This is a genomic window from Lacrimispora sphenoides JCM 1415 (assembly GCF_900105615.1).
Classification (GTDB): Bacteria; Bacillota; Clostridia; order Lachnospirales; family Lachnospiraceae; genus Lacrimispora; species Lacrimispora sphenoides.
Genome location: NZ_LT630003.1, coordinates 2,052,438 through 2,078,537 on the forward strand (window position 1 = coordinate 2,052,438; position 26,100 = coordinate 2,078,537).

At 42.6% G+C, this 26,100-nt stretch carries 20 protein-coding genes and 5 tRNA genes; 6 read left to right on the forward strand and 19 right to left on the reverse strand.

The annotated features are described in order from the left end of the window. The first annotated feature begins 252 nt into the window (after positions 1–252). Positions 253–1,896, forward strand: coding sequence for a sensor domain-containing diguanylate cyclase (locus tag BMX69_RS09210; RefSeq protein WP_100042186.1), 1,644 nt, complete (start codon positions 253–255; stop codon positions 1,894–1,896). Between the two features lie 160 nt (positions 1,897–2,056). Here the strand turns inward: BMX69_RS09210 and BMX69_RS09215 are convergent. The 9 genes from BMX69_RS09215 to BMX69_RS09255 all read right to left on the reverse strand — a co-directional run bounded on the left by BMX69_RS09215 (position 2,057) and on the right by BMX69_RS09255 (position 16,371). Next, positions 2,057–2,140, reverse strand: a tRNA-Leu gene (locus tag BMX69_RS09215). Between the two features lie 121 nt (positions 2,141–2,261). Continuing rightward, complete coding sequence (locus BMX69_RS09220) at positions 2,262–4,133, reverse strand: substrate-binding domain-containing protein (protein ID WP_100043806.1); 1,872 nt, start codon at positions 4,131–4,133, stop codon at positions 2,262–2,264. Between the two features lies 1 nt (position 4,134). Beyond that, positions 4,135–5,925 (reverse strand): cache domain-containing sensor histidine kinase, encoded by a 1,791-nt coding sequence (locus tag BMX69_RS09225; protein WP_100042187.1) that lies wholly within the window; start codon positions 5,923–5,925, stop codon positions 4,135–4,137. 85 nt (positions 5,926–6,010) lie between these two features. After that, complete coding sequence (locus tag BMX69_RS09230) at positions 6,011–7,021, reverse strand: ABC transporter permease subunit (RefSeq protein WP_054790925.1); 1,011 nt, start codon at positions 7,019–7,021, stop codon at positions 6,011–6,013. Then, entirely contained in the window at positions 7,021–8,055 is a 1,035-nt protein-coding gene (locus BMX69_RS09235) for an ABC transporter permease (RefSeq protein WP_100042188.1), read from the reverse strand. Before BMX69_RS09235 ends, BMX69_RS09230 begins: the two co-directional genes overlap by 1 nt. Beyond that, a complete protein-coding gene (locus BMX69_RS09240) occupies positions 8,052–9,581 on the reverse strand; it encodes a sugar ABC transporter ATP-binding protein (protein WP_054790923.1) in 1,530 nt (509 codons plus the stop codon). The genes BMX69_RS09235 and BMX69_RS09240 overlap by 4 nt, the downstream gene beginning before the upstream one ends. Positions 9,582–9,679: 98 nt before the next feature. Beyond that, a complete protein-coding gene (locus BMX69_RS09245) occupies positions 9,680–10,738 on the reverse strand; it encodes an ABC transporter substrate-binding protein (RefSeq protein ID WP_025233432.1) in 1,059 nt (352 codons plus the stop codon). A 95-nt stretch (positions 10,739–10,833) separates the two neighbouring features. Continuing rightward, complete coding sequence (locus BMX69_RS09250; RefSeq protein ID WP_100042189.1) at positions 10,834–12,060, reverse strand: response regulator transcription factor; 1,227 nt, start codon at positions 12,058–12,060, stop codon at positions 10,834–10,836. A gap of 345 nt (positions 12,061–12,405) precedes the next feature. Beyond that, the gene (locus BMX69_RS09255; protein WP_100042190.1) at positions 12,406–16,371 is read right to left on the reverse strand and encodes a pectate lyase-like adhesive domain-containing protein; all 3,966 of its coding nucleotides are present in this window, start codon (positions 16,369–16,371) and stop codon (positions 12,406–12,408) included. 705 nt (positions 16,372–17,076) lie between these two features. Between BMX69_RS09255 and BMX69_RS09260 the strand changes: the two genes are divergently transcribed. Then, complete coding sequence (locus BMX69_RS09260) at positions 17,077–17,895, forward strand: MerR family transcriptional regulator (RefSeq protein ID WP_054790014.1); 819 nt, start codon at positions 17,077–17,079, stop codon at positions 17,893–17,895. 153 nt (positions 17,896–18,048) lie between these two features. Here the strand turns inward: BMX69_RS09260 and BMX69_RS09265 are convergent, their stop codons facing one another. Next, a complete protein-coding gene (locus tag BMX69_RS09265; protein WP_054790013.1) occupies positions 18,049–18,468 on the reverse strand; it encodes an RrF2 family transcriptional regulator in 420 nt (139 codons plus the stop codon). A 343-nt stretch (positions 18,469–18,811) separates the two neighbouring features. Between BMX69_RS09265 and BMX69_RS09270 the strand changes: the two genes are divergently transcribed. Beyond that, the gene (locus tag BMX69_RS09270) at positions 18,812–20,200 is read left to right on the forward strand and encodes a sensor histidine kinase (RefSeq protein ID WP_054790012.1); all 1,389 of its coding nucleotides are present in this window, start codon (positions 18,812–18,814) and stop codon (positions 20,198–20,200) included. 550 nt (positions 20,201–20,750) lie between these two features. On the opposite strand, the gene BMX69_RS09275 is transcribed toward BMX69_RS09270, so the two are convergent. Together BMX69_RS09275 and BMX69_RS09280 are read right to left on the reverse strand one after the other, a co-directional pair. After that, positions 20,751–20,834 (reverse strand) — tRNA-Leu (locus tag BMX69_RS09275). Between the two features lie 52 nt (positions 20,835–20,886). Further along, positions 20,887–20,970 (reverse strand) — tRNA-Leu (locus tag BMX69_RS09280). Positions 20,971–21,128: 158 nt separating this feature from the next. On the opposite strand from BMX69_RS09280, the gene BMX69_RS09285 reads away from it, so the two are divergent. Next, positions 21,129–21,212 (forward strand) — tRNA-Leu (locus BMX69_RS09285). A 64-nt stretch (positions 21,213–21,276) separates the two neighbouring features. Beyond that, positions 21,277–21,349 (forward strand) — tRNA-Asn (locus BMX69_RS09290). Positions 21,350–21,627: 278 nt separating this feature from the next. Here BMX69_RS09290 and BMX69_RS24420 read toward each other — a convergent pair. The 6 genes from BMX69_RS24420 to infC all read right to left on the reverse strand — a co-directional run bounded on the left by BMX69_RS24420 (position 21,628) and on the right by infC (position 24,840). Next, a complete protein-coding gene (locus BMX69_RS24420) occupies positions 21,628–21,846 on the reverse strand; it encodes a hypothetical protein (RefSeq protein ID WP_054790011.1) in 219 nt (72 codons plus the stop codon). Between the two features lie 332 nt (positions 21,847–22,178). After that, positions 22,179–22,391 carry a hypothetical protein gene (locus BMX69_RS09300; RefSeq protein ID WP_147297058.1) on the reverse strand — a complete coding sequence of 71 codons (213 nt, stop codon included), beginning with the start codon at positions 22,389–22,391 and terminating at the stop codon, positions 22,179–22,181. Positions 22,392–23,162: 771 nt separating this feature from the next. After that, positions 23,163–23,510, reverse strand: a complete 348-nt coding sequence (locus BMX69_RS09310) for a DUF3888 domain-containing protein (protein WP_054790008.1) — start codon at positions 23,508–23,510, stop codon at positions 23,163–23,165. Positions 23,511–23,735: 225 nt separating this feature from the next. Then, a complete protein-coding gene (gene rplT / locus BMX69_RS09315) occupies positions 23,736–24,092 on the reverse strand; it encodes a 50S ribosomal protein L20 (protein WP_100042192.1) in 357 nt (118 codons plus the stop codon). A 29-nt stretch (positions 24,093–24,121) separates the two neighbouring features. Further along, complete coding sequence (rpmI, locus tag BMX69_RS09320) at positions 24,122–24,319, reverse strand: 50S ribosomal protein L35 (RefSeq protein ID WP_013272956.1); 198 nt, start codon at positions 24,317–24,319, stop codon at positions 24,122–24,124. Between the two features lie 23 nt (positions 24,320–24,342). Continuing rightward, positions 24,343–24,840, reverse strand: a complete 498-nt coding sequence (gene infC / locus BMX69_RS09325; protein ID WP_054790007.1) for a translation initiation factor IF-3 — start codon at positions 24,838–24,840, stop codon at positions 24,343–24,345. A 367-nt stretch (positions 24,841–25,207) separates the two neighbouring features. Between infC and BMX69_RS09330 the strand changes: the two genes are divergently transcribed. Further along, on the forward strand, positions 25,208–25,621 hold the full coding sequence (locus BMX69_RS09330; protein ID WP_054790006.1) for an EamA family transporter: 414 nt from the start codon (positions 25,208–25,210) through the stop codon (positions 25,619–25,621). 63 nt (positions 25,622–25,684) lie between these two features. Here BMX69_RS09330 and BMX69_RS09335 read toward each other — a convergent pair whose 3' ends face one another. Next, positions 25,685–25,999, reverse strand: coding sequence for a DUF1540 domain-containing protein (locus BMX69_RS09335; RefSeq protein WP_054790005.1), 315 nt, complete (start codon positions 25,997–25,999; stop codon positions 25,685–25,687). Positions 26,000–26,100 lie beyond the last annotated feature (101 nt).

The window sequence follows — 26,100 nt, forward strand, 5'->3', positions numbered from 1 at the left end:
TTTTAAAAATATATCAATTGTAACAAATTGTCAATCGAATCTTACCTATCTCTTTTATTTTAAGCAAAGTGCACGAATTTGTATTTTCAAATTTGTCAAAATCCTCCAATACTTTGTGGCCATCAGCCGAATTTCATCTTTTCAAAATGTTTTCTATATTTATATCTTTTTGTGCATTTTTTGACAACATGCTTCATATATTCTATATAAGGCCTATTTCTATTTTCATAGCACTTATGGGAGAAAGTGAAAATGAACGGAGAAACTTTTTTAGACCGCATTCCTTGCGGCATACTGAAGCTTAAAATTGATGAAGATCTTACCATTCTTTACTCCAATCAGGCGATTAAAGCATTATTTCAAGAGCCTGCTTCGCTTCAGGACATGGTGTGTGAATCAGAATATCCGGAGCTGCTGGCGGAAATTCACAGCCACCTGACAGGCGAAGCCGCCCGTTTTGAACTGGAATTCAAAGCAAAAATACAAAAAAACTGCATCTGGTGTTCCTTACAATTGAATTATATCCCTGAGGAGGAACTATTGTACTGTGCAATCTCCGATATCACATGTATGAAAAAATTCCAGGAACACTTACGGATCCGTGAAGAACAATACCGGCTGGCAAGCCGGCATTCCGGCTGCCTTGTAAGCATCTATGACATCCCTTCCAGAACCCTTTCCCCCTCGCCTGAATTTTCCAGAACTTTCCCTTTTCCCTACACCCAGCCGCTCTCCCCAGAATTCCTTATCGAAAACGGCATTGTGCACAAGGAAAGCGTCACCGATTTTCTGGAATTTTATGATAACATGGAAAAGGGGATACCCGAGGGAAAATGCATCACACGCTTAAAAATATGTTCCGGAGATTATCATTGGTTTTCTTCGCAATACTCACTGGTGTGTACTGAGGAGCAAAAACCTCTCAGGGGAATCATATCCTACCAGGATATTACGGATCAATATGAAAAAGAACTGGCTTATCAAAAGTGGATGGAATACATGCGTGAACAGAAAAAGGACTGTATCGGCTATTACGAATATAATTTAAAATTCGATTTATTTGAAGAAATCATTGGAGAAATGACTCAGACCATGCCGGATTATGTTTCTAATTCTTTTTCCAGCATTATGACCTACATAGCAGAGAATCACATTTTTGAAGAAGACCGGGAGATGTTTCTAAAATTCTTCAATAAAAATCAATTGCTCTACCACTACTATCGGGGGAACCGGTCCTTACGGCTGGAACACCGGCGTATACGCCCTGATTCCACCGTCTACTGGGGGCTTGGCATGGTGCAGATTGTTTCCGATCCTTATACCGATACGATCAAGGCATTTATTCTTATTAAGGATATTGATGCATCCAAACGGGAGGCCTTAAATCTTCAGGAGCTTTCCAAACAGGATTCCCTGACCGGTTTGCTAAACAGAGCAACTGCCATACATGCAATCCGCAATACATTAAAAAACAGCCAGGGGCATCACATCCTTATTATGCTGGATATTGACCGTTTCAAGCAACTGAATGATAATTACGGCCATCAGTTTGGGGATAAGGCCCTCCACCGTGCCGCTTCAAGACTTAAATCCGCTTTAAGGCGTGATGACATCTTCGGACGGCTGGGAGGCGATGAGTTCATCATATTATTAAAAGATGTGGCTTACAGCATGGATTTGTACGCTCGTCTGGAAAATTTATGCAGTCTCATTGGCAGCGCTCTGGAACCGGAAGCACATATTTCCGGCAGTCTGGGAACAGCCGCCTATCCGGAAGATGGAACTATATTTGAGGAATTATATGAAAAGGCCGACATTGCTCTTTATCACGCAAAGAAACACGGCCGCAGCCAGTATGCGGTTTATGAACCTGGCATGAGCATGGCAAAATTATAAACAAGGTGCTGCAGATCAAAATTATTGATCTAGCAGCACCCTTTTTTAACCTCATCAAATAAGCATCAAAGTGGATTGTGAATATCTGATCCTTCGGCTTCTGACCTGATCATGCAAAAAATGTCCTGTGGAATTCTCCACAGGACATTAAGTATAGCTATGCAGAAGAAGGGACTTGAACCCTCAAGGTATTGCTACCACACGGACCTGAACCGTGCGCGTCTGCCAATTCCGCCACTTCTGCGTTTCAATTGTTCGAATTGGTAATTCAATTCGTACAATTATAATACTATACTTTCAGCAAATAATCAAGTACTTTTTTATTTTCTTTTTGACAAAGAATATTCCAATGAAAATGGCAGTTCTTAATATTCCCTGGTTTTGATAACTGTCTCCGCATCCGACTGATCATACACCTTTTCTTCTGTTATAATCCGAAGAGGCATTTCCTTTCCTGCAATCATGTCCCGGATCGCCTTCATAAGCGGGGGACCTAAAAGCGGACTGCATTCCACCGCGCAGTTCAGCTTGCCGTCTATCATTGCCTGAAACGCTTCTTTCGTCGCATCCACGGAAACAATCGTTATATCCTGCCCCGGCTTCAATCCATGTGCCTCCAATGCTTTAATCGCTCCAAGGGCCATATCGTCGTTGTGGGAATAGATAATATCCACATCCCAGGTGTGACTTTTTATGTATTCCTCAACGACCTGTTTTCCTCCTTCGAAAGTAAAATCACCATAATCCGTATATACAATCTGATACTGGGGATTCTCCTCTAATATTTCGAAAAACCCCTTCTTTCTCTCTTCCGTAGGCGTCGCGCCTTCACTTCCCTGAAGCTCCAATATATGAACAATCCCATGCTCCGGTTTTACATGTTCCTTTAGCCAGCGCATGGCTCTTCGCCCTTCCTCTAAAAAATCAGCACCAATATACGTGATCGTTAAATCATCTCCCGCCTCAATTCTGCGGTCGGACATTACTACAGGAATATTGGCTTCCTTTGCCTCTTTCAGTACCGCATCCCATCCGGTCTCGACCACCGGAGAAACTACGATTACATCTACCTTCTCCTTAATAAACCTCCGGATCGCTTCAATCTGCTTTTTTTGAGACTGGTCTGCGCTGTCAAAAAGAAGTTCCATATTAAACTCCCTGGCTGCTTCCTGAATCGAGCGGGTATTGGCAAGCCTCCACTGGCTCTCCTGTCCCACCTGGGAATATCCTACGGTAATTCTCCTGCCATCGTCGATACTTTCTCTGTCAAGAGCAGCCAGATACTCACCGGCATTTTTAGGATAGATCGTATGACTTCTTAATATAACCTGCTTGGGAACACCACTCTCCTTCCGAAGAATATTAATGGCATATTGCACAGCCTCTTTCCCACCTGTAGGGCAGGAAATCGTTGCTGCAAGCTTTCCTTTTCTCACCAGATCTACCCCTTCGTTCTCTCCGGTAAAGCCGTCGCACCCGATGACCTTTATCTTCTCGGCAAGGTTCCTGTCTTTTAGTGCCTCGTATGCACCAAAGGCTACTGAATCATTGTTGGAAAATATCAGGGAAACACCTTTTAGTTCCGCCTGCATGGCAAAAACTGCATCATAGGCCGGATCCTTCATATCATTTTTTAAATCACAGACAGTCTTTTCTATATCAGGATAATCCCTGATCACAGAATCAAATCCATCGCTTCGCTCCTCGCTCTGAAGGGAACCGGCCGTAGCACGAAGTTCCAGAATCTTCCCCTTTCCGTTTTCAAGCAGCTGGGCAGCACATTCTCCGCCTTGCTTCCCGATTAAATTATTGTCCGGACCGATAAACAGATTATAATCAAAGCCTTCCACGCTTCGGTCCATAACAATCACAGGAACTCCCTCCTGATACACATCTCCGACTTTCTTTGTCAGACGGCTGGAATCACAGGGAGAAATGATTAATAGGTCAATGCCAAAATCCAGAAGCCTGTCAACATCCTTTTCCTGCTTCTCCACGCTGGAGGTGGCGTCTGCCGTTACAATCCTGATATTGGGATACTTTCCCGCTTCCTCCTGGATCTCATTTATCAGGGCAACCCGCCATGCTTCCCGCATGTTTGCCTGAGAAACACCGATCACATACTCCACATCACTTTTATAAACCGTCTGGGTAATTGCCCCGTTATAAATACGGTATCCCAAAAACACAAATACCGATACCAGTAATACCATTAGTAATTTCGTTCTTTTTTCCATTTTATCCTTTTTCAAGATCATTCTGAACTTCTTTCGGAATCCGTATGACAATACGCGTCCCCTGCCCCTCTTTGCTTTCCACCAATACCTGAAACTGCTCTCCGTACCGGATGCGCAGCCTCTCCTTAATATAAAACAAACCAAAGCTTCTGTTTCTGCCGGCTTCTCCCGGTTCATTTAGCAATCTGGATAATTCCCAGACCTTTTCTTCTTCCATACCCTTTCCGTCATCCCAGACTTCCAGGCTCACCCAATCATCTTCCATTCGTCCGGTGATCTTTAAATGCCCGTCTCCGTTTTTCATCTTAACCCCATGGTAAATGGAGTTTTCCACCAGCGGCTGCAGGATCATTTTCGGCAAAATCACTTCCATGCAGTCTTCTTCTGCCTGAATTTCATACTGTACCTTAGGCCCGTAACGAATTTTCTGTATGTAGAGATAATTGGAAATATATCGGATTTCTTCTTCAATGGTAATATAGTCTTTGCCCTTGCTTAAGCTGATTCGAAAAACATTGGTAAGAGCATCCACAAGATGAACAATGTCATATGCAGAATGCTCCCTGGCCATCCAGCCTATGGTGTCCAGAGTATTGTATAAGAAATGCGGCTTAAACTGTTCCTGAACTGCCTTTAGCTGTGCTTTCCGTTTGTTCTCCTGTTCTTTATAAACCTCCTCCATCAGTTCTTGTATTCGCTCAAGCATCTGATTGAACCGGCGGCCAAGTTCACTGACCTCATCCAGATAATTGCCTTCAAACCGAACGGATAAATTTCCTTTTTCCGTCTCCTTCATTAAGTTGCGGAGCCTGACAATCGGTTTTGTAACCGTTTCTGAAATTTTTACCGCTACAATAAATACCGTGAGAATTGTCAAGACCAAAACCCAGCCAAACATAATCAGCATGGTATTGATTCCGCCCATGATTTCACGGTAGGATGAGACACTGACAGTTTTCCAGCCGGTATAGGCGGATTTCTGATAGCTGATCTGATACTTTTCCCCATTGGTAACCGCGGTTACAGGCTCTTCTTCATTCCAAAGCCATTCCGGGCGGATGCGGTAGACAATTTTATTGGTAGGCGCATATACTAAATGATTCTGCTCATCCAGGACGAATACAAATCCATTTTCACCGATGTTCGCATCCTGGATGGCAGAGGAAATAATTTCATGCTTTACATCAAACAGCAATACGCCCACTCTCTCCCCTGTCTCCGGGTCTATAACAGCTTTCATTACCGAAAATACATCATCAATGCTGTATGCGGCCTCCGTAACAATATTCCTTCCGGTAACATTGCTGATGATCTGCATTTCACCTGGAGATGCCGCTGCTTTTTCATACCAGACTTCCTTGATAAACGGGTCCCGGGAGATTCTGGACATCCCGGTTCCCACATACATATCATGCTCCGTAGCAAATAAGATGCCCGCAATTTCATCATGAGTTTCCGCCACTGTCTCAAAGCTGTTTTTCAGCGCTGCTTCATACTCGTTCCAGCGGTCATCCTCAGCGGATGGGATCTTATTCAGATGCATTGGCTCAATAATCTTGATCAGCATATTCGCAGTCTTTTCAATACTGCTTATGTAGATATCCGTTGTATGCTGAACCTGACCTACCAGCAGAGACGTATGCTGGGTCACATTACGCTCCGCCTCTCTGGTTGAGCTGATAATCCCCAATAGCCCCACAAAGCAAAAAGGAATGAGCGCAATAAAAATATGAGAATTGATCATTTTATCACGAATTTTCATATCCATGAATCTTTTCTTCCAATATTTCATTGCTCTCACTCCTATTTTCATAACATATCCCAGCTTCATCCAGTATACCGAAGTTAACGGACTCTTACAACAGCATTATGCGTTATTATTCGTTCTTCCCTTTTGATTTTTCTGTGCGGATCGCAATGATTCTCTGGATTACGATAAAGAAACAAAGAAGCGCCGCAATGGTAACTTTCGTCCACCAGGTATTTAAATTCTGATAGGTAACGATTGTCTGGATAATCCCCTCTATCATGACTCCGACTACCGTACCCGCTACAGTTCCTACGCCTCCGGTCAGCAGGGTCCCGCCGATTACAGCGGATGAAAGTGCATCCAGTTCAAGACCCAGATTTTGGAGCCCGAATCCAGCCAGAGTATAAAAACTGAACACGATTCCTCCGAGAGCGGCGCAAAAGCTGCTGATTCCGTATGCCGCAATTTTCGTTCTTGCAACATTTAATCCCATGAGGCTTGCGGACGTTTCGCCGCCTCCCAGTGCGTATAAACACCTGCCAAACTTTGTATATCTCAGGGTATAGACTGCAGCCGCAAAAACAATCAAAAGGATAAATACATAGTAATAAATTTTCCCGTTCCACGCTTTTGCTTCTCCCATGTGAACCGCCACCTTACCAAGAGCCATGGTCTTAAAAAACGGATCACTGATGGGAATGGAGCGTTCACTGATTACAACGCAAAGCCCCCGCATTAAAAACTGGCCTGCCAAAGTCACAATGAACGGCTGAAGCTTAAAATAATGAATCAAAGCCCCTTGGGTACAGCCTACGATGATTCCCGCAAGAAGCATCAGAAGGATCACCAGAAATGACGGAACTCCCCGTTCCAGCAGGTACGCAGAGCCTACACCGGTAAATGCAATGGTAGAGGCAATGGAGATATCGATCCCTCCGCTTATTAGCACAAAGGTAGCTCCGATTGCCGCTATCATTAAGTATGCGTTGTCATTAAAGAGGTTTAAAAAGGTTGATAAAGATAAAAAGTTATTGTACTTTACAGAACCAAACAGAAACATCAGGACAAACAGCACAACGGTGATAACCAGTGAAATATTATTGATCTGAACCTTTTTACTTTTTCCCGTCTGCTCCATCAGTTACCAACCACCTTTCTGTTTATCATTTTGCACTTAATGACCAGATCCTTAAACTGCTTTGACTGCGACAGACAGATGATAATAATCAACAATGCCTTTAACACACGGATATAAGCCGCCGGAACTCCCAGTGCCAGTACTGTTGTTGTGATGCTCTGTACGATCAATGCTCCTATGACGCTGGCTGGAATGGAAAAACGCCCGCCCATTAAGTTGGTTCCTCCTATTGCTACGGCAAGAATGGCATCCATTTCAATCCCCAGCCCCGCATTGTTGCAGTCCGCACCTTTAATCCCAGCACTTTCAATTAAACCGGCCACCGCAGCAAAGGCTCCGGAAATTGTATAGATTGCCAGCAGCATCCGGTCAACCTTAATGCCCACGTACTTTGAGGCAGTCGGATTGCAGCCCACGGATTCCAAAAACAGGCCAAAGGCTGTTCTTCCTGTAAATAGTACCAGAAAACCCACCAGAAAAAGTACAATAAACAAGGGGAAAGGCATACCGAGAATATAGCCTCCATTGATAAAATAATAGGCTTCCGAAGTAATCGTAACGATTTTTCCCCTGGTAATCAGCTGTGCGATTCCCCTGCCCGCCACCATTAAAATCATGGTGGCTACAATTGGCTGAATCTTTATTTTAGCCACTAAAAAGCCATTCCAGATGCCGCTGACCGTTCCTGCAAGGATCGCGATAATAATCGCTGCGGCAACATTGCCATGGAATGACGGAAAAATATTCCCGTTTACAATGCTGCAGGCAATGGCTCCGCTGATCGCCATAATAGAGCCTACGGAAATATCGGTTCCGCCCGTTGCCAGTATCATAGTCATGCCGCCAGCCAGTATCATGAGCTTGCTCCCATTTCTTACAATATCAATAATACGTCCGTATAAGTGCCCATCCACAATGGAAAGTGTAAAAAATTCTCCCTTGCTTACAATACCGTTAAAGAGCAGAATTATCATAAAAATGATGAGGGGGCGGAAATACTGTTTTCCTGTCAAACGATTCCAGATTTCTCTCATGACACTTCACCTCCGGCCATAATGTGCATAATTGCTTCTTCCGATATTTCTTTTCCGTTTAGCTCACCTACCTGCTTCATATCACGAAGCACAATCATCCTGGTGCAGCAGCGGAGCATCTCATCAATCTCCGATGATATGAAGAGCACCGCCATCCCTCTTCCTGCAAGATCCATGACTATTTTCTGTATCTCCGCCTTGGTCCCGATATCGATTCCCCTGGTCGGTTCATCAAGCATCAGAAATTCCGGATCCGTGGCAAGCCATCTGGCAAGTATTACTTTTTGCTGGTTTCCTCCGCTTAAATTCTTAATTAACTGCTCTGTGCCCGGTGTTTTGATCTGAAGCTTTTCAATATACTCCTTCGAAAGCTCCTCCGCTTCTTTCCTTGAAATCTTATGGAAGATCCCCCGTTTCACCTGAAGGGCAAGAATGATATTTTCCCAGATGGAAAGCTCTCCGATAATTCCCTCTGTCTTCCGGTTTTCCGGGCAAAAAGCGATTCCGTGTCGAATTGCGTCTAAGGGAGAATGGAGGTGAGCCATCTCATTTTTCACCTTTACTTCTCCTTCGCTTACGGGATCTATTCCGAATAAAACCTTGGCTGTCTCCGAACGCCCGGAGCCTAAGAGCCCGGAAAAGCCCAGAACCTCTCCCATTTTTACTTGAAGCTCAAACCCCTTAACCGTTCCGGGGCTGCTGACATTGACCAGTTCTATAAAAGTTTCCTTTTCCTGCCCCTCTGCTTCCTCCGGCCGTTTTGCATTCATGGCTTCCTTAAGCCCTGCATAGTCCTTGCCTATCATTTTTCCCACCAGTTCTACTCTTGGCAGCTCTTTCGTCAGATAGGTTCCCACATATTTTCCGTTTCGAAGTACGGTGATTCTGTCAGTGACTTCATACACCTGATCCAGAAAATGTGTAACAAAAACAATTCCCATGCCCTCTTCGCGGAGCTTTCTCATAATTTGAAACAGCTTATCGACCTCAGCGGAAGAAAGGCTGCTGGTGGGCTCATCCAAGATCAGAACCTTGGCATCAATATCGCTGGCCCTTGCAATGGCCACCATCTGCTGGATCGCTACAGAGTAATGATCCAGATTTTTCGTAACATTTATATGTAAATCAAATTTATCCAGCAGTTCATTGGCGTCGGCATTGATTTTTCTCCAATTGATGGTTCCAAACCGGTTTCTCGGTTCCCGCCCAATATAAATATTTTCCGCCACGGAAAGATTGGGGCAAAGATTGACTTCCTGGTATACCGTTGAAATTCCTTCGTTTTGCGCTTCCTGTGTGGATCTGGGATTGATCTGTCTTCCTTCTAACTCAATGACTCCACGGTCTTTTGCTTCCACTCCGGTCAGCACTTTAATGAGCGTTGATTTTCCCGCACCGTTTTCCCCCAGCAAGGCATGTATTTCCCCCCGATTTAAATCAAACTGCACATCAGCCAAAGCAATAACTGCTTTCCCAAATGCCTTGGATATATTTCTCGCTGTCAAAAGCTGATTCCCAGCACTCATGGCGTTTCCTCCTCGCTTTCCAATTAAGAGGGTATTTCCTCTGATATGAAAAGGGTTGCTGCAAAAATAAAGATGTACTTTTGCAACAACCCCGCGGTTTAATATTTGCGGTCCGGAAGTACCTTAGCTGCCATATCAGCAGTAAATACGCCATCTACCGATTTCACCCATTTATCAACAGACTGGCCTGCCTTCAGCTTTGCTGCTGTTTCAAATAAAAGCGGCCCAAGCAGTGGATTACATTCTACGGTACAGTTTGCCTCCCCGGCTGCCATTGCTTCAAAGATTCCGCGGACACCGTCGATGGAAACGATCTTAATGTCTTCGCCCGGCTTTAATCCTGCCTCTTTGATTGCCTCGATTGCTCCAAGGGCCATGTCGTCGTTGTGCGCATAAACGCCCTTGATATCCTTATTGGATTTAAGGAAAGACTCCATAACTTCTTTTCCCTGGGCTCTGGTGAAATCACCGGTCTGGGAAGCTACGATCTCAATCCCCGGATAGCTTGCCTTGATTTCATCATCAAACCCGGTTTTGCGGTCCGTTGCTGCGGAAGCGCCTACCGTTCCTTCCAGCTCAACAATTTTTCCATTTTCTCCGAGCAGCTTTGCCATTTCCTTTGCGGCCATCTTGCCTTCTTCAATGAAGTCAGAGCCGATAAAGGTTGCGTATAAATCTTCCCCTACATCCGCTCTCCGGTCCAGAAGAATAATCGGAATCCCCGCTTCTTTCGCCTCAGCAAATACCTGATCCCATCCGGTTTCCACAACCGGTGCAAGACCGATGACATCGACCCCCTGCTCAATGAAGTTCTTGATTGCTTTAATCTGATTTTCCTGCTTCTGCTGTGCATCTGCAAAAAGAAGCTCCACCTTATCGCCGTTTTCAGACGCATAGGTCTGAATGGAAAGGGTTTCTGCGTCACGCCAGCCGGATTCCTGACCGATCTGGGCAAATCCGACTACCAGCTTTTCTCCTGATGCGTCGGGAGTTTTGGCCGTGGTTTCCTCTGCCTTTGCTGTGGTCTCAGCCTGTGCGGCCGTCGTCTGGGGTGCCGCTGTGGTTGCGGTCGAACTGCTAGCTCCGCTGCTGCAGGCGGCTAAGGAAACCGCTGCCATGGAAGCACACAGCAACACGCTTAAAAATCTTTTTTTCATTTTGATGATCCTCCTTTTTTTGTTTTAACGATACGTTTATTATGCCGGAAGGAGGAGGGAAAGTCTTTGCAATAATTTGAGTAAAAGGTATAAAATCATTGCATGGCGGAGGCATGGTTATCATTTCTAATTAGCCTCCGGTATTCCGCAGGGCTGACCCCTAGGTTCTTTTTAAACACATTGCTGAAATAATGCTGGTTTGCATACCCGGTAAGCTCCGCAATTTCGTAAATTTTCAATTCGCCGTTATGTAAAAGTTCTATTGCTTTTCGGATCCTGACACTGGTTAAATAATCGATAAAGGTAACTCCCATCTCTTTGCGGAACATCCTGCTTAAATGAGGAACAGAAAGATTCACATGATCCGCCGCATCCTGAAAGGAAAAATCCTCCCGTGAGTAGTTGTCCTCGATATAGAACTTCACATCCTTAATCACAGAGGAACCGGTCTCCAGTTCCTTCAACCGGCTGACAGCCGTTTCATAGGTTTCAGCTAAAGCTCCGTAATCATCTCCGTTCCCCTGTATTACTACACTGCGTACCGGCAAACGGGATTCCAGCATTTTACAATAGGTTTCTGATTGCTCCTCTGCAATTTCCGGGGCCGCCGTTTTTGAGATCACCACCAGATTTCCGTGCCTGTCCTGGCAGCTGTTTGGGTTCACAAGCCCCTGAAACATTTCATTTGCAATATTCTCAGCTACAAAAAACAGCAGATCTTCATTCCAGGTGCTTTTTACGTCTTCCATCTTCTGATATTCCAGGGAAACAACTGTAATTGTAAACGGCTCCGGAAGCAGCAGATTTAAATACTGGGAACGTTCCATGATTTCTTCTCTTGTATAATGCCCTTCCAAAGCCCTCTGCAAAAAGTCAGAGGCAAGATAAGTGCGGTTTTGTGCCAGCATACTCTTCGCCCAATCAAGATATTTATCTTCACTTGCCTCTCTCTGCAATCTCTCACGTACCCGCTGCATCATCTCATCAAAAGGCCCTTCCATCAGAGGTTTGAGAAGATACTCAAAGACCCCCAGCTTCAGCGCTTCTCTGGCATATTCAAACCGGTCATAACCAGTGATGATCACTTCCACTGCCCTGGGATTAATTTCCTTTAAGCTTTTAATGAATTGAAGTCCATTAAGAAATGGCATGTTAATATCTACAAAATAAACATCCGGTGAAATGTCTTTTGCAAGTTCTAACGCCATCACTCCATCCTCTGCTTCTGCTGCCAACTCAAAATCACTGTATTGCCTCAAAAAACTGATAATCCCCCGGCGAATGATATACTCATCATCCGCTACCAGTACTTTATAACCCATAGGAACTCCTCCTGAATTTTATTTGAATCCTATTATAGCATATTTTTTTCTTTTGTAACTGCGTTTCTATATATAAGGAGTGTCAGGGGTTCATATACATGACCAAAGACGGTCTCCATGTAGTTTCCTGGTTTTCCATTGGGAGTAAGACTTCCCTATCATATATTTTCCCTTAATCTATTTTTTTGTTTTTAACACCAAAAACCGGGGTCTTTATACCAGTACCCCGGCTCGAATAACTTAATATGATCCAATGATATATACAGCCCTTTGCATAAACCAAGGGGCGAATGGAAAAGGCGATAAGGAATATTTTTTATCCATTCCCTTACCGCCTTTTCATTTTTATTTTATTTTTTTAATGCCTAATTGACATAAAACAAACGCAAAGAATGAAACCAAGGATAATAACAGATAAACGTTCCAGGATACACTGGTGTCGCCTGTTTTTGGTAAACCGTTTATTTCACCTATTTCGTTTATTTCACCTATTTCGTTAACATCGTTTGTTTCACTGTTTCCTTTCGGTATTGACTGGTCATCTACAACAATTTCCTCGATGGCCTCTTCGTTGACACTGTTTCCAGATATAACACCAGGTCCACCGGTATTGTTACTGCTTCCTCCAGGTCCACGGGAACTGCTGCTACTTCCACTCCCGCTACTACTTCCGCCTCCACTACTTCCGCCGGTTCCGCTGGAATTGCCACCGCTTCCACTTCCGCCGCTACTTCCGCCGCCGGTTTCACTTCCGCCTCCGGTTTCACTATCTCCACCAGTTTCGTTTCCTCCACCGGTTTCACTTCCTCCGCCAGTTTCGTTTTCTCCACCAGTTTCACTACCTCCACCAGTTTCGTTTCCTCCACCGTTTTCGCTTCCTCCGCCAGTTTCGTTTCCTCCGCCGTTTTCGCTTCCTCCGCCGTTTTCGCTTCCTCCGCCGGTTTCGTTTCCTCCGCCGGTTTCGTTTCCTCCTCCAGTTTCGTTTCCTCCGCCGGTTGCGCTTCCGCCTCCGGATTCACTTCCGCCTCCGGTTTCACTACCTCCGCCGGTTTCGCTTCCGCCTCCGGTTTCACTTCCTCCTCCGGTTTCACTACCTCCGCCGGTTTCGCTTCCTCCGCCGGTTTCATCACCTCCACCAGTTTCGTTTCCTCCCCCGTTTTCGCTTCCTCCGCCGGTTTCGTTTCCTCCGCCGGTTTCGTTTCCTCCGCCAGTTTCGTTTCCTCCGCCAGTTTCACTTTCTCCACCAGTTTCGCTTCCTCCTACGGTTTCGTTTCCTCCACCAGTTTCGTTTCCTCCACCGGTTTCACTTCCTCCGCCAGTTTCGCTTCCGCCTCCGGTTTCACTTCCTCCACCAGTTTCGTTTCCTCCACCAGTTTCACTTCCTCCACCAGTTTCGCTTCCGCCTCCGGTTTCACTTCCTCCGCCAGTTTCGCTTCCGCCTCCGGTTTCACTTCCTCCACCAGTTTCGCTTCCTCCACCAGTTTCGCTTCCGCCTCCGGTTTCACTTCCTCCGCCAGTTTCGCTTCCGCCTCCGGTTTCACTTCCTCCACCAGTTTCGTTTCCTCCACCGTTTTCGCTTCCGCCTCCGGTTTCGCTTCCACCTCCGGTTTCACTTCCTCCTCCGGTTTCGCTTCCGCCTCCGGTTTCCGTTCCTCCGCCAGTTTCGTTTCCTCCACCGGTTTCACTTCCTCCTCCGGTTTCACTTCCGCCTCCGGTTTCCGTTCCTCCGCCAGTTTCGTTTCCTCCTCCGGTTTCACTTCCTCCTCCGGTTTCCGTTCCTCCGCCAGTTTCAGGTTCCCCACCGGTTTCGTTGCCTCCTTCAGTTTCAGTTTCCTGCCAATCGGGAATACCATTCGGCTCATCTTTATTGCCATTGCCGTTAATATCGTTTTTATCTTTTATATCCAGCGAATAAACGAGTACTAATTTCCCATCTGGTGTGGGATCTTCCTCTATGTCCACAGGATAGGTAAAGGAAATTTCCCTGCCTTCCAACTGATAGGGCGAAAGGCCGCCTTTATTATCCCATTCATCATTAGTCAAAATATCGTCAAACACGTAGTTTTCTGCATGATATGTCTGGGTTTTAGGCGCAATATAAATGCCTGCCGAACCGACTTTTTCATATAAGGTAGCTATTTCTATATTCTCTCGCTCACTGACAGGCTGAGGATCCCCAACGGTGCCGTCATAAAGGCTATAGAATACTTTAACCGTTGAATAAGGCTGCTGATAGTCTGGGATCCCATCCGGATCAGTTCCCGGAATCGCCCCACGGTTGTCAACAGCATAATAAAGCGTGTGCGTTCCCAAACCATTCTCAGTATCGCTCATTGTCAGTGTCCAATCAGAAATTGCTGCATTAACCGGTAACTGATTCAGAGTATATTCCCTGTCAAAGATATAATGATCTTCTCCGCTTCCTAATTGTATTTCCTGTGCAATTGAATAGATGTAATCATTGTTCTTCGGACCTGAAACAGGGAATGGGCCCCCAATTTCGGCCGGGATGCTGCTGACAGATGTGCCATCCCAGATTTCGTATAAAACGCTGCCACTTGTCAAAGCAGCTTTTGCCCGTAGTTCCAATACATTCATGTTTTTTAACGCATTAGTGCCTGACAGATTGAAAACATCACCATGACCCTGAGAATAGTTTATAATTTCAGCATTTGCTCCAGATCTTAGAGTTGCTGAGTATTGTGCTCCATCCAACACCCACTGGTAAGGGGCATCCGGGGAGGTTACGTAGTTGTTTTCAAGGGCCACCTGATTTCCTGGATTGATATTCCCTGTTATAGACACATCATTTTCGGGTAAAGACACCCAGGAGCGAATCCCATTTGTTTTTATGTTCAAACTTGCATTGCTGGAGCTCTTGATTACATAAGAGTTTGAGTCGCTCTTGCTATTGAACAATACAACATTTTGGGGATTTGTAAATGAAATGCTGGGGTTGCTGTCCCGCAAGGTAATCAGGGATTCTGCTTGCGAATTATTCTTGGCAATAAGGTTTACTTCGGCACCATCTGCAATGCTGATAGTGTTTGCACTTACCATCGAGTTGTTGGCATTGGCAGCTGAATCAGCATAATCCACAACATATGTCCACTTTGCCCCTTCACCGACACGAATTGAGTCCGCCGTAAAATAGGCAGGAAGATTGCTTACATCATTTGTATTAAACTTTTTATCAGCTTTGATATCGAAGACAACACTTGCCTGATCCCCAATTATAAGGCTGCCAAGCTTGTAGTAATCGGTAATAAATCCATTGCCGCCGCCTACTTGGTGATATTCAAACACAGCATTTTCTCCAACGATAAACGGAGTGGAGTAGGCGGATGTATAGGTACCAATTAAACCGGTTGTATATGTAGATTGCTTTGTTTTTCCCGCCTCATCCTTAATGATAAGAGAAGCGCCGTCTGCTACCTTCACGTAGCTGTCCCCATACCAGTAAATATAGAAGATCGGATCAATATCACCGAGAACACCCCCGCCGTCTGCCGGAGAGTCCTGTTTGGCGATGGTATTATTTCCTTCAAATGTAATAAAATTTGCGGCAATGGTTTCAGAAGCGTGGGTATCCTGCCACAAAGCACCATAAGACGCAGAGCCAGATGACGGCAAACTTCCTCCATATCCATCTGAATCTACTCCGCTACCTCCTGATCCATTGCGGTAACTCATCGTTATGTCGCAGTCTCTAAATAATACCTGCGGTTTATAAACCGGATATATAGCAATATCGCCCATACCCGGTCCTTTGTAAGTAACATGATCAAAGGTAATCTGTACATCATTCATGACATTACCGGCAGGAAAATAACAGCCAACCTCACTACTGCCATACCATGTAATATCTTTCATCGTAAATGAATTTACCTTGCTCGCGTTGGGAAAATAAAAATTGCCATTTTCGACAATCGTATGAGGCCACTTAAATATAATCTTATATTGGTTCTGGCCATCGATTACGAAGCTGCCGTTACCACCGGCATTTGCTTTATTTCCAACCAAAATCCCTTGCGGTTGTCCAGAAAAACCCGGCTGAGCCGTACTTTGATAATTACTGTTCCAATTGCCCTGCGAATTTGTCATTCCATACTCTATAACAACATCTTCGGCAAGCGTAATTTTCCAGGCATTATTACTGTTAACTGCCTGAATAAAGTCTTTGGCAGTGCTTACCGTAACCTCCCCAGTCTCCTCTGCAAATATCCTTATCGGGAACATCGCGCAGAGCAAAACCATCACCAAAAGCAAGCTGATTATTTTGCTGCTTTTACGGTGTTTCATTGTTTGCATATGTTTTCCTCCTATTTTTTGATCCCCTTTTATTACTGGATTTAAAGGGCATCCTGTTCTTATTAGTCCCAACTGCTTTTCCTGCGAAAGATGAAGGTCCTAACTCTTTTCAAAATTGTTAAACTTTAAAGCTTTTTATTTAGGGCCAATATCCCTACTGTATAATACATCTTTAGAGTTATAACAGGTACATATAACGCCCCATAACATCCGTAATATTACAAAATTTAATAGGCGTTTTTTATCAAAATGTATTCACTCACGGAACTCTGCACAGTCTTTATGATACCGCCTTTTTTTGTTGCATGATCTTTATTAAAGAAGTCGTAAACCCTACTTAATTTCTTTACTTCTTCTCCATCTGCTGTATATGCGCCCCGTTAAGCTACAAAATAATAATCTGAATTGCATAATTTATTGTTATAAGAAATTTTTCCGAAGCCTCCTTTCCAAAAAGTATTAATATAATTAAACTTTACCTTGGAAGTATAGTATAAAAAACTGCATTTATTAAACCCATGTAATGAATTAGGGTTTTGGTGTATTAAATTTCCCACCAATGGAAGAAAGTACTATTCCCTCTCATACAGGTACAAAAAAGTCATCCGATTGTAAATAATCTAAAATCCCTATTGACTCTTACATTGTGGTATACTCTATACTGTAGTTGAGCTCAAAAAAACACATATATGTGAGGAAATAAAAATGCTGAAAATAGGTGATTTTTCAAAATTATCAAGGATTAGTATACGTATGCTTCGGCATTACGATGAGATCGGCCTGTTAGTGCCTAAAACCACGGATAGTTATACCGGCTATCGTTACTATGGGGAGGATCAACTGCCGATTGCAGGCAGAATCATAGCCCTCAAGGATATGGGGTTTGGCCTTGTTCCAATTGGGGAAATCCTAAAGAACTACGAGAATCCTCAGGCATTAGCTGATTTTCTGGCAGTGAAGCAGGCTGAGGTTCAGGCGGAAGCCGAAGAAACAGGCCGCCGTTTACTGCTCCTTGACACAGCCATCAAACGGCTGAGAAAGGATGAGACCGCTATGAATTACAACGTTACATTAAAAAATCTACCGGAGCGCTATGTTGCCAGTGTACGAAAGGTGATTCCCGCATACGATCAGGAAGGAATCCTGTGGCACCTTATGATGACAGAAACAGCTCCGCTGCAGCTTCAGCAAGCTGACAATTGCTACAGCCTAGCAATCTTCCATGACGAGGGATATAAGGATCGCGACGTGGATGTAGAAATTCAAATCACGGTAAAAGGGTGCTATCAAGATACTGAACACGTTGTGTTTAAAACCATGCATGCGGTGGAGATTGCTTCAGCAACCTATAAGGGCAGCTACGAGCAGCTCACCACGGTAAACCATGCGGTGGCAAATTGGGTAAATGACAATGGTTATGAATTTAATGGAGCTATGTTCTGCATCTATCATGTAAGCCCTGCTCAAACTCAGAACCCTGATGAATTAGTAACCGAGGTTTGCTATCCTGTTAAAAAGAAATAATGATTGCAGCAACAAAAAACCGTTTGCGATTTGCATACGGTTTTTTGCTGGCCACAAGTCTGGGCCTAATTCCAGTCTTATCTCTTCCCAGAGAAAAACAGTAAATCGATTTTTCATGCTTGAGGAAATTCTGATGGGTTGACCTCCTCAATGTTATGTTTCATTCACATTTTCATATATAAGATCGCAAATTCGAGTTCCGCTTAGCATTTCAATCGTTTTAGTCTGGATAGATTTAAAAATTCGGTGCACCAGACATGACGGTGTAGCATTTCTGCTGCAGTATCCATCCTCTTCCAGACATTGATTGATGCATATACTTCCCTCCATCGCCTCAACAATATCGTATAATGTTATGTCTGCAGCATCTTTTGCCAAACGGTATCCTCCCTTTGGGCCTTGTACAGACTCTATGAACCCTAACCGCTTGATTTTTGAGGCAATCTTATTGAAATAGTTATAGGTCATACCTAATTGCGCTGCTACTTCTTTCGCTGTTGTCACTTGAACACCCTGCTGAGCCATATAAAGGATGATCCGAATCGCATAGTCCGTAGTAATCTTTAATCTCATCGTATTTACTCCAAAATCGAAATTTCGTAATACCAATACTTTACTTTGCGAGTATAATTTGAAACTTGGTTTTTCTGGAAATACATGTACTCAATATTAGTTTTTATGTATTGAATTTAACAGTTATAAAATAAAAACCATTGATATATCCTTCCCACCATCAACCGGTAATTGAGAACAACAAAAAAGGAATTAAGAGCATAATAAATGCTAATTTGAGTTAAAAATGTTATTTTATATTTAATCTTTGCTCCATTTATATAATACAAATTGGAGCAAATGTTACTTGTTGGACTAATTTCTTCCACCGAACAGAGGTTTTTCTTATGAAAGGAGGTAACCGATGTCATTTTTATTTCGGCTTGTCGCAGTATGCCTTTTTACCGTTTACAGTGTATCTTTTCTTCTTTATCATAGAAGGAATTTTTTGATGAAGCGGAATCACTTGATATTCTTTCTGGTTTCTGCAGTCATCAATTTCAGCTTCAGTGCCGCTTGGGGATTGGCCATATCCTCACATTATGGAGCTTTGGCCCTCTTAGTGATCGTTCTGCTGGAATTAAAAGTATTGTATCAAATGAATCCGATGCAGCTTCTTTTTGAGAGCGGCTATTTTGTCGCAGTTTTATACTGGGGAAGAGGAATTGTATTGCCGGTCTTTGCTCTGATACTGAACCGTAATGTGCAGTGGGTAAGGCAAGACAAGTTTTATTACTCCATTGCATGGATTCTCTCCTTATGCGTGATACTCGTTTACAATATGCTTTTTCGCCATTTCATCGCTCCAAAAGCGAAGGTTCAAACGTTCTACCGCAGCAATGAACATATCCGTTTTGTGGCTGTTTTTCAAGTTTGCCTTCTGGGATATCTGTTGTTTATCAACCTGGGGCGGTATTATGGGGCGGATTTACCCTGGTATAACATGGCCTGCATCATCTCCTGTATCATCTGTTTTGCTGCACAGGGATTGATCGTCAACCGGGGAATCAGAACCAGTTCCCTTTTGAAATATGAATTACATACAGAATTACAGCAACAGCAGCTCGAGAGACAATTGCGGCATTATAAAGCGTGTCAGAAATATACCGAGAGCTTTCGGGCTTTCAAACAGGATTACAATTATATGATAACCTCTGTAAAATCTCTGTTATCCATCGGTGAATATCAGAAAGCGATAAGCTTGCTCGATACCATTTACGAGATAAATCACAAGCAAGTTCCGGTTCAACATTCCTATTCAAATAATATCCTCCTTGATGCTCTCCTGCAGGATACCGCAGATCGATGCGAGGAGCAATCCACCCAATTTTCAGCCAATGTCTATCTTCCCATCGGTCATAATATTTCTGAAACCGATATTGTCCGTATGTTTACAAATCTGTTCAATAATGCAGCAGAGGCTTGTGCAAAAGTCACCTCTGATTCTGAGAGATTTATTGCCATCACAAGCAGATATGTTTCACACAATGGCTGGCTGAAAATCGAAACAGCAAATTCATTTCATGGCAAAGTACTCATCCGTAATGGAATCCCTGAATCAACAAAGCCTAATCGGGATTTTCATGGCCTTGGTTTATCAATCATTGATGAAACGGCAACCAAATTAGGTGGTATAATGGTTATAGATGTAGATCAGAAGAAAATGATATTTAGGACAACGCTATTATTGCCTGTTAACATACAACGATGGAATAAAAAGGAAACCCATTTCTGCCCGTCTTCCCCTGCGTAAAGCATGATTGCCGGAAAATTGCGCCAGAACCATTCTCTCAAATGCTGCTGTCACAAACTACCAGTTCATATGAGCCGTTTAAATACTTAGAGTCCACATCTTGTGGATCAATAAAAAGAGCTCATTCAGAAAGCCAAATTTAAGGCAGTTGAACAAGCTCAATTGGGGAAAGCGATGTAATGATGAATTCGGACTTATTTATCCGTTTACCAACCGGACAAATTACCAGAATTAATATCTATAATTGTATTAACTATCATACACCAAATATAATCCATATTATTTTCTAACTCCCTAATTGCGTTTTAAATGTATCAAAATTGCGTTTTACTGTAAAATTGGGTTTTTTAATAAATCTATAATGAAAAAAAGCCAGGGATTATCATTAAATCCTCGACTTTAAATTATCATTATTTATTTTTTATGGCGCTGCTTTTAAGCGCTATTTTATGATTATTTTTTACGGGTAAAAAAATACCATAGTGAATCCAAAAAAATTAATGTCCTGCGGTTTTCTCCACAGGACATTCTAATCAAATTTAAATTATAATGCGGGAGATGGGACTTGAACCCACACGATCATACAACCACAAGATCCTTAGTCTTGCCTGTCTGCCAATTCCAGCACTCCCGCATGTCATATAAATATTGAATACCATACAGCTATGACAATCTGTATAGTTTCATGCAGAAGAAGGGACTTGAACCCTCAAGGTATTGCTACCACACGGACCTGAACCGTGCGCGTCTGCCAATTCCGCCACTTCTGCATTTCGTTATTATCTGTCGTAACAACAATAGCTATTATAGTATACATGCTCTTATATGTCAACAACATTTCTCCAAATTTTTCAAATATTTTTTTTGTATATATTTTTTAAAAAATATTGACAATTTCACTTTTAAGTGCTAAGATAGTGTTCGTTGTGCGGGAGTGCTGGAATTGGCAGACAGGCAAGACTAAGGATCTTGTGGGTGTATGCTCGTGTGGGTTCAAGTCCCATCTCCCGCATTTTTTATTATTTATATTTTTCCTATTGACATATTTCACTATTCGGGTATAATAAATCATGTATTCCTCGATAGCTCAGTCGGTAGAGCAAACGGCTGTTAACCGTTGGGTCGTAGGTTCAAGTCCTACTCGGGGAGTTTTTTATTGCCAGGAAATAAAAGGCACATGTGATTATAAAACGAAAAAGCGCAGGCATCTTTGTCTGCGCTTTTTCGCTATCCATTTATATATATGCTTTAGCCCCAAGGATAAAATCTCGGGGCTAATTTATCGATAAGATTTTATACTATTCGCTTTTCACCTGTAGGCAATCATATTACTAAGTGTACATAACCGTCCTAAAAGATGGCATACAAACGCCTGTTGCAGCGCCACATTCCAAATCAGAAACCCTCAGCCTCCTGGAGCACTTTTCTTACTCTACATTCATTTCATTAGCAGTCATCATCACCGCGCCAGCGGGAAGCGCTGTTGCAGCCATCCCGAAAACCTGCGCAGTAAGCTTCTCTTCTTTCCTTTTCACATTCATCTCTCTCAGTTTCGCAACAAGATCTATTTTCACATCCGCAGTTAATGTTGCAACTACGCCTGCAGTTATTATTACAGCCGCCCCAAAAACAGCCCATATTTGCACCTCTTTTTATTATTTTTATATTTTATTATATGGGCCCATTAGAAAAGATGTGAATGCTGCAAAAGACGACTTTGACAACGGCATTCACTCAATTATGATATTTATATGTATTTATTCTAACCCATTTTATAATGGGAAAGAAATGATAAATTGATGATTCTATATTAACTTTTGTGAGCCCGGAATACCGGGAGCCCCGCCTTTATCAATGACTATTCTTCATTTTCTTCATTTTCTTCATTTTCTTCATATTCTATATTTTTCATATTTTTCATATACTTCAAAATCTTCGCGATCTCTATTTCGCCGGTTGCATTTTTTGCATCCGTCTTTTAAAACTCTCCAGTAAACTTCTTTAATTGCTTTTCTGATCCATTCGTCATGATCGCGGTCACAATCACGATCATAGTCACGTTTACAATCGCGTTCACGGCCATGGCCTCTTTCACGGTCACGGTCACATTCACGCTCACGTTTGCATTCGCATTCACATTCACGTTTGCAATCGCTTTCACGTTTATGTTTGCATTCGCATTCACGTTCACGTTTGTATTTCTTAATACATCTGCATTTACAATCAAAACTACTCATATATCTTTACTCCCATATTGCTGTGTTACAATATATTATATGGGACACATAGACAAGATGTGTTAACGCTGAATTTGTGTATAACCACAGGTCTCAGTCCTGCAATAATTTGCATATTTATGTCGTATTTTCAGACATTAACACACAATCCACAATTGTTTCCACATTATTGTGGATAAGTGTCGTTTTAAGTATTCAATCGGATATTCGTAATCCGCTTCGTTATTTGATGAGATTAAAAAAAGCCCCGCAAACACATGGTTTACGGGGTCGACTGCTTCAAGCCTCCCTTTCAAATAAATGTAACCTCAGAGAGTAATTTTTTTGCCTTTTCTGCCCCTGCGCTGCTGGTGTGTATACTGTCCTATGGGGACAATGACACAGGGGATTTGCCAGCTTAAACGAATCAAAATCAGCTAAATAGCAATTTAAATCCAGACGAGCCACTAAAATTGATGGAGGTTACATTAATTTCACACTGGTGGCTAATGCTTGGACCGATATAAACATACCCCTTATCAATAAATTAAATAGTATCAAATATGTGCAGGTCGCTCCCTATGCAAAAAACACACCAAAAATATTTGCTCCGGTTGTCACAGCAATTAACACAAATTCTATTAGGGTAGCTGTCTATAATCAAGAATCTATCTCGGTAACCATAGGGCTTTGGATTCTTGCATATGGAAAATGATCATTTAATTACAAATAGCAAAGTATAGCGTTCAATTTCTAGGTAGCGGTTTAGTAATACTGTCTTTTAAATGAGGTGGTATTTCATAAGATGCTAGATGCTCATAATTTTGCAATGTGACGGTGCCATTTGCATCAACAGTATAGGTGAGTCTATCATATCCAACAGGATTATGAGCACCTATTTGAGGAAACACACCAATTCTTACAGTTAGGTAATTTGAACTTGTGATATCAATAATTTCATTTTCGTAATTGTAGACCTCTAACTCAGTATTAAAATACTGACGATAATATTTGTTAATCGCAGAGGTTATACAAGGATCAAATAAGGATAAAATTAGTTCATCTTTTAAATTGTTTCTTGATAGGTTATTCAATTTAAAATGTTCCTCATTATAATTAGAATTAATAGTATATATTATTATAATTTGTTTTTATTACATAATGAATTTTTTTTGCTAAGTTCTAAATGTGCTTGTATATTGCGCGTATATCATACGTATATTGCGCATATATTACGAATCAAAATTCACTCGTTTTTAAGAGCTCGCGGCATCAAAAAAACCCCGTAAACACGAGGTTTCCGAGGTTTGAATATTCGATTAAGCCACTTTGGACTTAGCCAGTTCTGCTAATTTTGCGAAGCCTTCTGCATCATTCACTGCCATGTCAGCCAGAACTTTTCTGTTTAAATCAACTCCAGCTAACTTTAAGCCGTGCATAAATACGCTGTAAGATACACCGTTAATACGCGCTGCAGCATTGATACGAGCAATCCATAACTGTCTGAACTGTCTCTTTCTCTCTTTTCTGCCTGCATAGGAGCTTGTTAATGCTCTCATGACTGACTGCTTTGCTATTCTATACTGTTTGGAACGAGCGCCTCTGTAGCCTTTAGCCATCTTTAACACTCTGTTATGTTTTTTCTTAGCGTTCATACCGCCTTTAATTCTTGCCATCGGTTTTTCCTCCTTCTTAACTTAAGATCCTATAAATATGGTAAAATCTTCTTCATTACTTTTGCATTTGTTGCATCGGTAACGATATCTTTTCTAAGATTTCTTTTTCTCTTAGTTGATTTCTTAGTTAAGATGTGAGATTTGTAAGCTTTATTTCTTACAAGCTTTCCCGTTCCTGTAACTTTAAAGCGTTTAGCAGCTGATTTACTGGTTTTTAATTTAGGCATTGTATTTTCCTCCTTGATAAGTTCTACTGGCGTTTTGCATTCAAAAATATAACCATGCTTCTTCCTTCCACCTTAGGCGGCTTGTCAATAACAGCGATATCTGCTAACTTCTCAGCGAAGTCGTCCAGAATATACCTTGACTTTGACATATGCGCCATCTCACGACCTCTGAAACGTAAGGTTACCTTAACTTTATCTCCCTTTTCGAGGAACTTCCTTGCGGCGCTCATCTTCGTGTTTAAATCGTTGGTGTCAATGTTAGGAGATAAACGAACTTCCTTTACTTCGATTACCTTCTGTTTCTTTTTAGCTTCTTTTTCTTTCCTTGCCAGTTCATAACGATATTTACCATAGTCGATAATCTTACAAACCGGTGGTTTTGCAGTCGGAGCAATCTTAACCAAATCCAGTTCTGCTTCCTTTGCCATCTGCAAAGCATCCCTGGTAGACATGATTCCCAATTTTTCTCCGTTTTCACCAATCAACAGAACTTCCTTATCTCTGATCTGTTCATTAATCATTAAATCGCTAATTGTCGTGCACCTCCATTATATAGTGTGTGTTGGCTGGAATCCACATTGCTTGCCCTTAGGCATAAAAAAAAGTAGATAGACAGACGCTATCCACCACCAAAGTCTCTACACAGTAAACCTATGTACAAAAGGCTATGAACCAGGGACACTTACTCGTGCCGTGGTGAGGCGGATACCTACTTTCCTGTTTGCTGTTTTCACAACTTTCATAATAATACTATATATTTGTCTTTCTGTCAACATATTTTTTAAAACACTATCCTTTTTTTCCTTTTTAGGTTTATCTTGCAACTTTCTATCGGGAGAGCTACAATGGTAGTATGCAATAAAATAAACGAATCAGGAGGCGCTTTTTATGTGGTTTGCTTTCGCTCTTCTTTCCTCTGTTTTTGCCGCATTCACTTCTATTTTGGCTAAAATGGGAATCGAAGGAGTCAATTCCAATCTGGCTACGGCCATCCGGACAGTTGTTGTGGTACTTATGGCCTGGCTGATCGTTTTTCTCACAGGTGCCCAGACCGGTCTCTCTGAAATAAGCAGGAAAAGCTGGATCTTTCTCATCCTGTCCGGCATTGCTACCGGCCTCTCATGGATTTGCTATTACAAGGCCCTTCAAATCGGAGAGGCTTCCAAGGTAGTTCCCGTAGATAAGCTAAGCATCGTTCTCACTGTGATCCTGGCATTTCTTATTCTCCATGAACAATTCACTATGAAAAAGCTCATAGGCATCCTTTTGATTACGGCAGGAACCTTTGTTATGATCTTATGATCCGTTCGGCTATTTAAATAAGATGCGTCAGGAATTTTCTCCCGGCGCATCTTTTTTTAATGTTTATTTGGTTTTAAAGGTGGAGCATTCGGTATGCTCTGCTGCATTCGCACCGTCCCCTGCGATTCCAATATGCTCCGCAGAACAGTGGCGGCCTTCATTGTAAACGCAGTTGACAGCTTCGCAGTCCACTTCCAGACGGCTTTCCGGAGTCTTGAATAAGTTATGGAAAGAACCGTCCTTATTCTCATCAAAGCTTCCACAGCAGGTATCATAGCTGTCCTTTGCCTGGGATCCTTCTACAATAATGGCGGACTTACAGCAATAATTATCTGAATTATGAAGACAGCTTGTTACATTACAATCTAATTTTGTCATGGCCTATTTCCTCCTGGCATTCTTACCTAAGATAATGTTTCAGGATTATTATGCACGCAGCGGAAGGAAAATATTCTCACGAATATTTTCCTTCTTTTCCT

What these genes read in the sequence shown, in the direction of transcription:
- BMX69_RS09230 (WP_054790925.1), bottom strand. Translation starts at nt 7,021, where the DNA reads ATGGAGCAGACGGGAAAAAGTAAAAAGGTTCAGATCAATAATATTTCA.
- BMX69_RS09240 (WP_054790923.1), bottom strand. Translation starts at nt 9,581, where the DNA reads ATGAGTGCTGGGAATCAGCTTTTGACAGCGAGAAATATATCCAAGGCA.
- rpmI (WP_013272956.1), bottom strand. Translation starts at nt 24,319, where the DNA reads ATGCCTAAATTAAAAACCAGTAAATCAGCTGCTAAACGCTTTAAAGTT.
- BMX69_RS09225 (WP_100042187.1), bottom strand. Translation starts at nt 5,925, where the DNA reads ATGAAATATTGGAAGAAAAGATTCATGGATATGAAAATTCGTGATAAA.
- BMX69_RS09260 (WP_054790014.1), top strand. Translation starts at nt 17,077, where the DNA reads ATGCTGAAAATAGGTGATTTTTCAAAATTATCAAGGATTAGTATACGT.
- rplT (WP_100042192.1), bottom strand. Translation starts at nt 24,092, where the DNA reads ATGGCAAGAATTAAAGGCGGTATGAACGCTAAGAAAAAACATAACAGA.
- BMX69_RS09255 (WP_100042190.1), bottom strand. Translation starts at nt 16,371, where the DNA reads ATGCAAACAATGAAACACCGTAAAAGCAGCAAAATAATCAGCTTGCTT.
- BMX69_RS09270 (WP_054790012.1), top strand. Translation starts at nt 18,812, where the DNA reads ATGTCATTTTTATTTCGGCTTGTCGCAGTATGCCTTTTTACCGTTTAC.
- BMX69_RS09265 (WP_054790013.1), bottom strand. Translation starts at nt 18,468, where the DNA reads ATGAGATTAAAGATTACTACGGACTATGCGATTCGGATCATCCTTTAT.
- infC (WP_054790007.1), bottom strand. Translation starts at nt 24,840, where the DNA reads ATGATTAATGAACAGATCAGAGATAAGGAAGTTCTGTTGATTGGTGAA.
- BMX69_RS09235 (WP_100042188.1), bottom strand. Translation starts at nt 8,055, where the DNA reads ATGAGAGAAATCTGGAATCGTTTGACAGGAAAACAGTATTTCCGCCCC.
- BMX69_RS09220 (WP_100043806.1), bottom strand. Translation starts at nt 4,133, where the DNA reads ATGGAAAAAAGAACGAAATTACTAATGGTATTACTGGTATCGGTATTT.
- BMX69_RS09210 (WP_100042186.1), top strand. Translation starts at nt 253, where the DNA reads ATGAACGGAGAAACTTTTTTAGACCGCATTCCTTGCGGCATACTGAAG.
- BMX69_RS09250 (WP_100042189.1), bottom strand. Translation starts at nt 12,060, where the DNA reads ATGGGTTATAAAGTACTGGTAGCGGATGATGAGTATATCATTCGCCGG.
- BMX69_RS09330 (WP_054790006.1), top strand. Translation starts at nt 25,208, where the DNA reads ATGTGGTTTGCTTTCGCTCTTCTTTCCTCTGTTTTTGCCGCATTCACT.
- BMX69_RS09335 (WP_054790005.1), bottom strand. Translation starts at nt 25,999, where the DNA reads ATGACAAAATTAGATTGTAATGTAACAAGCTGTCTTCATAATTCAGAT.
- BMX69_RS09245 (WP_025233432.1), bottom strand. Translation starts at nt 10,738, where the DNA reads ATGAAAAAAAGATTTTTAAGCGTGTTGCTGTGTGCTTCCATGGCAGCG.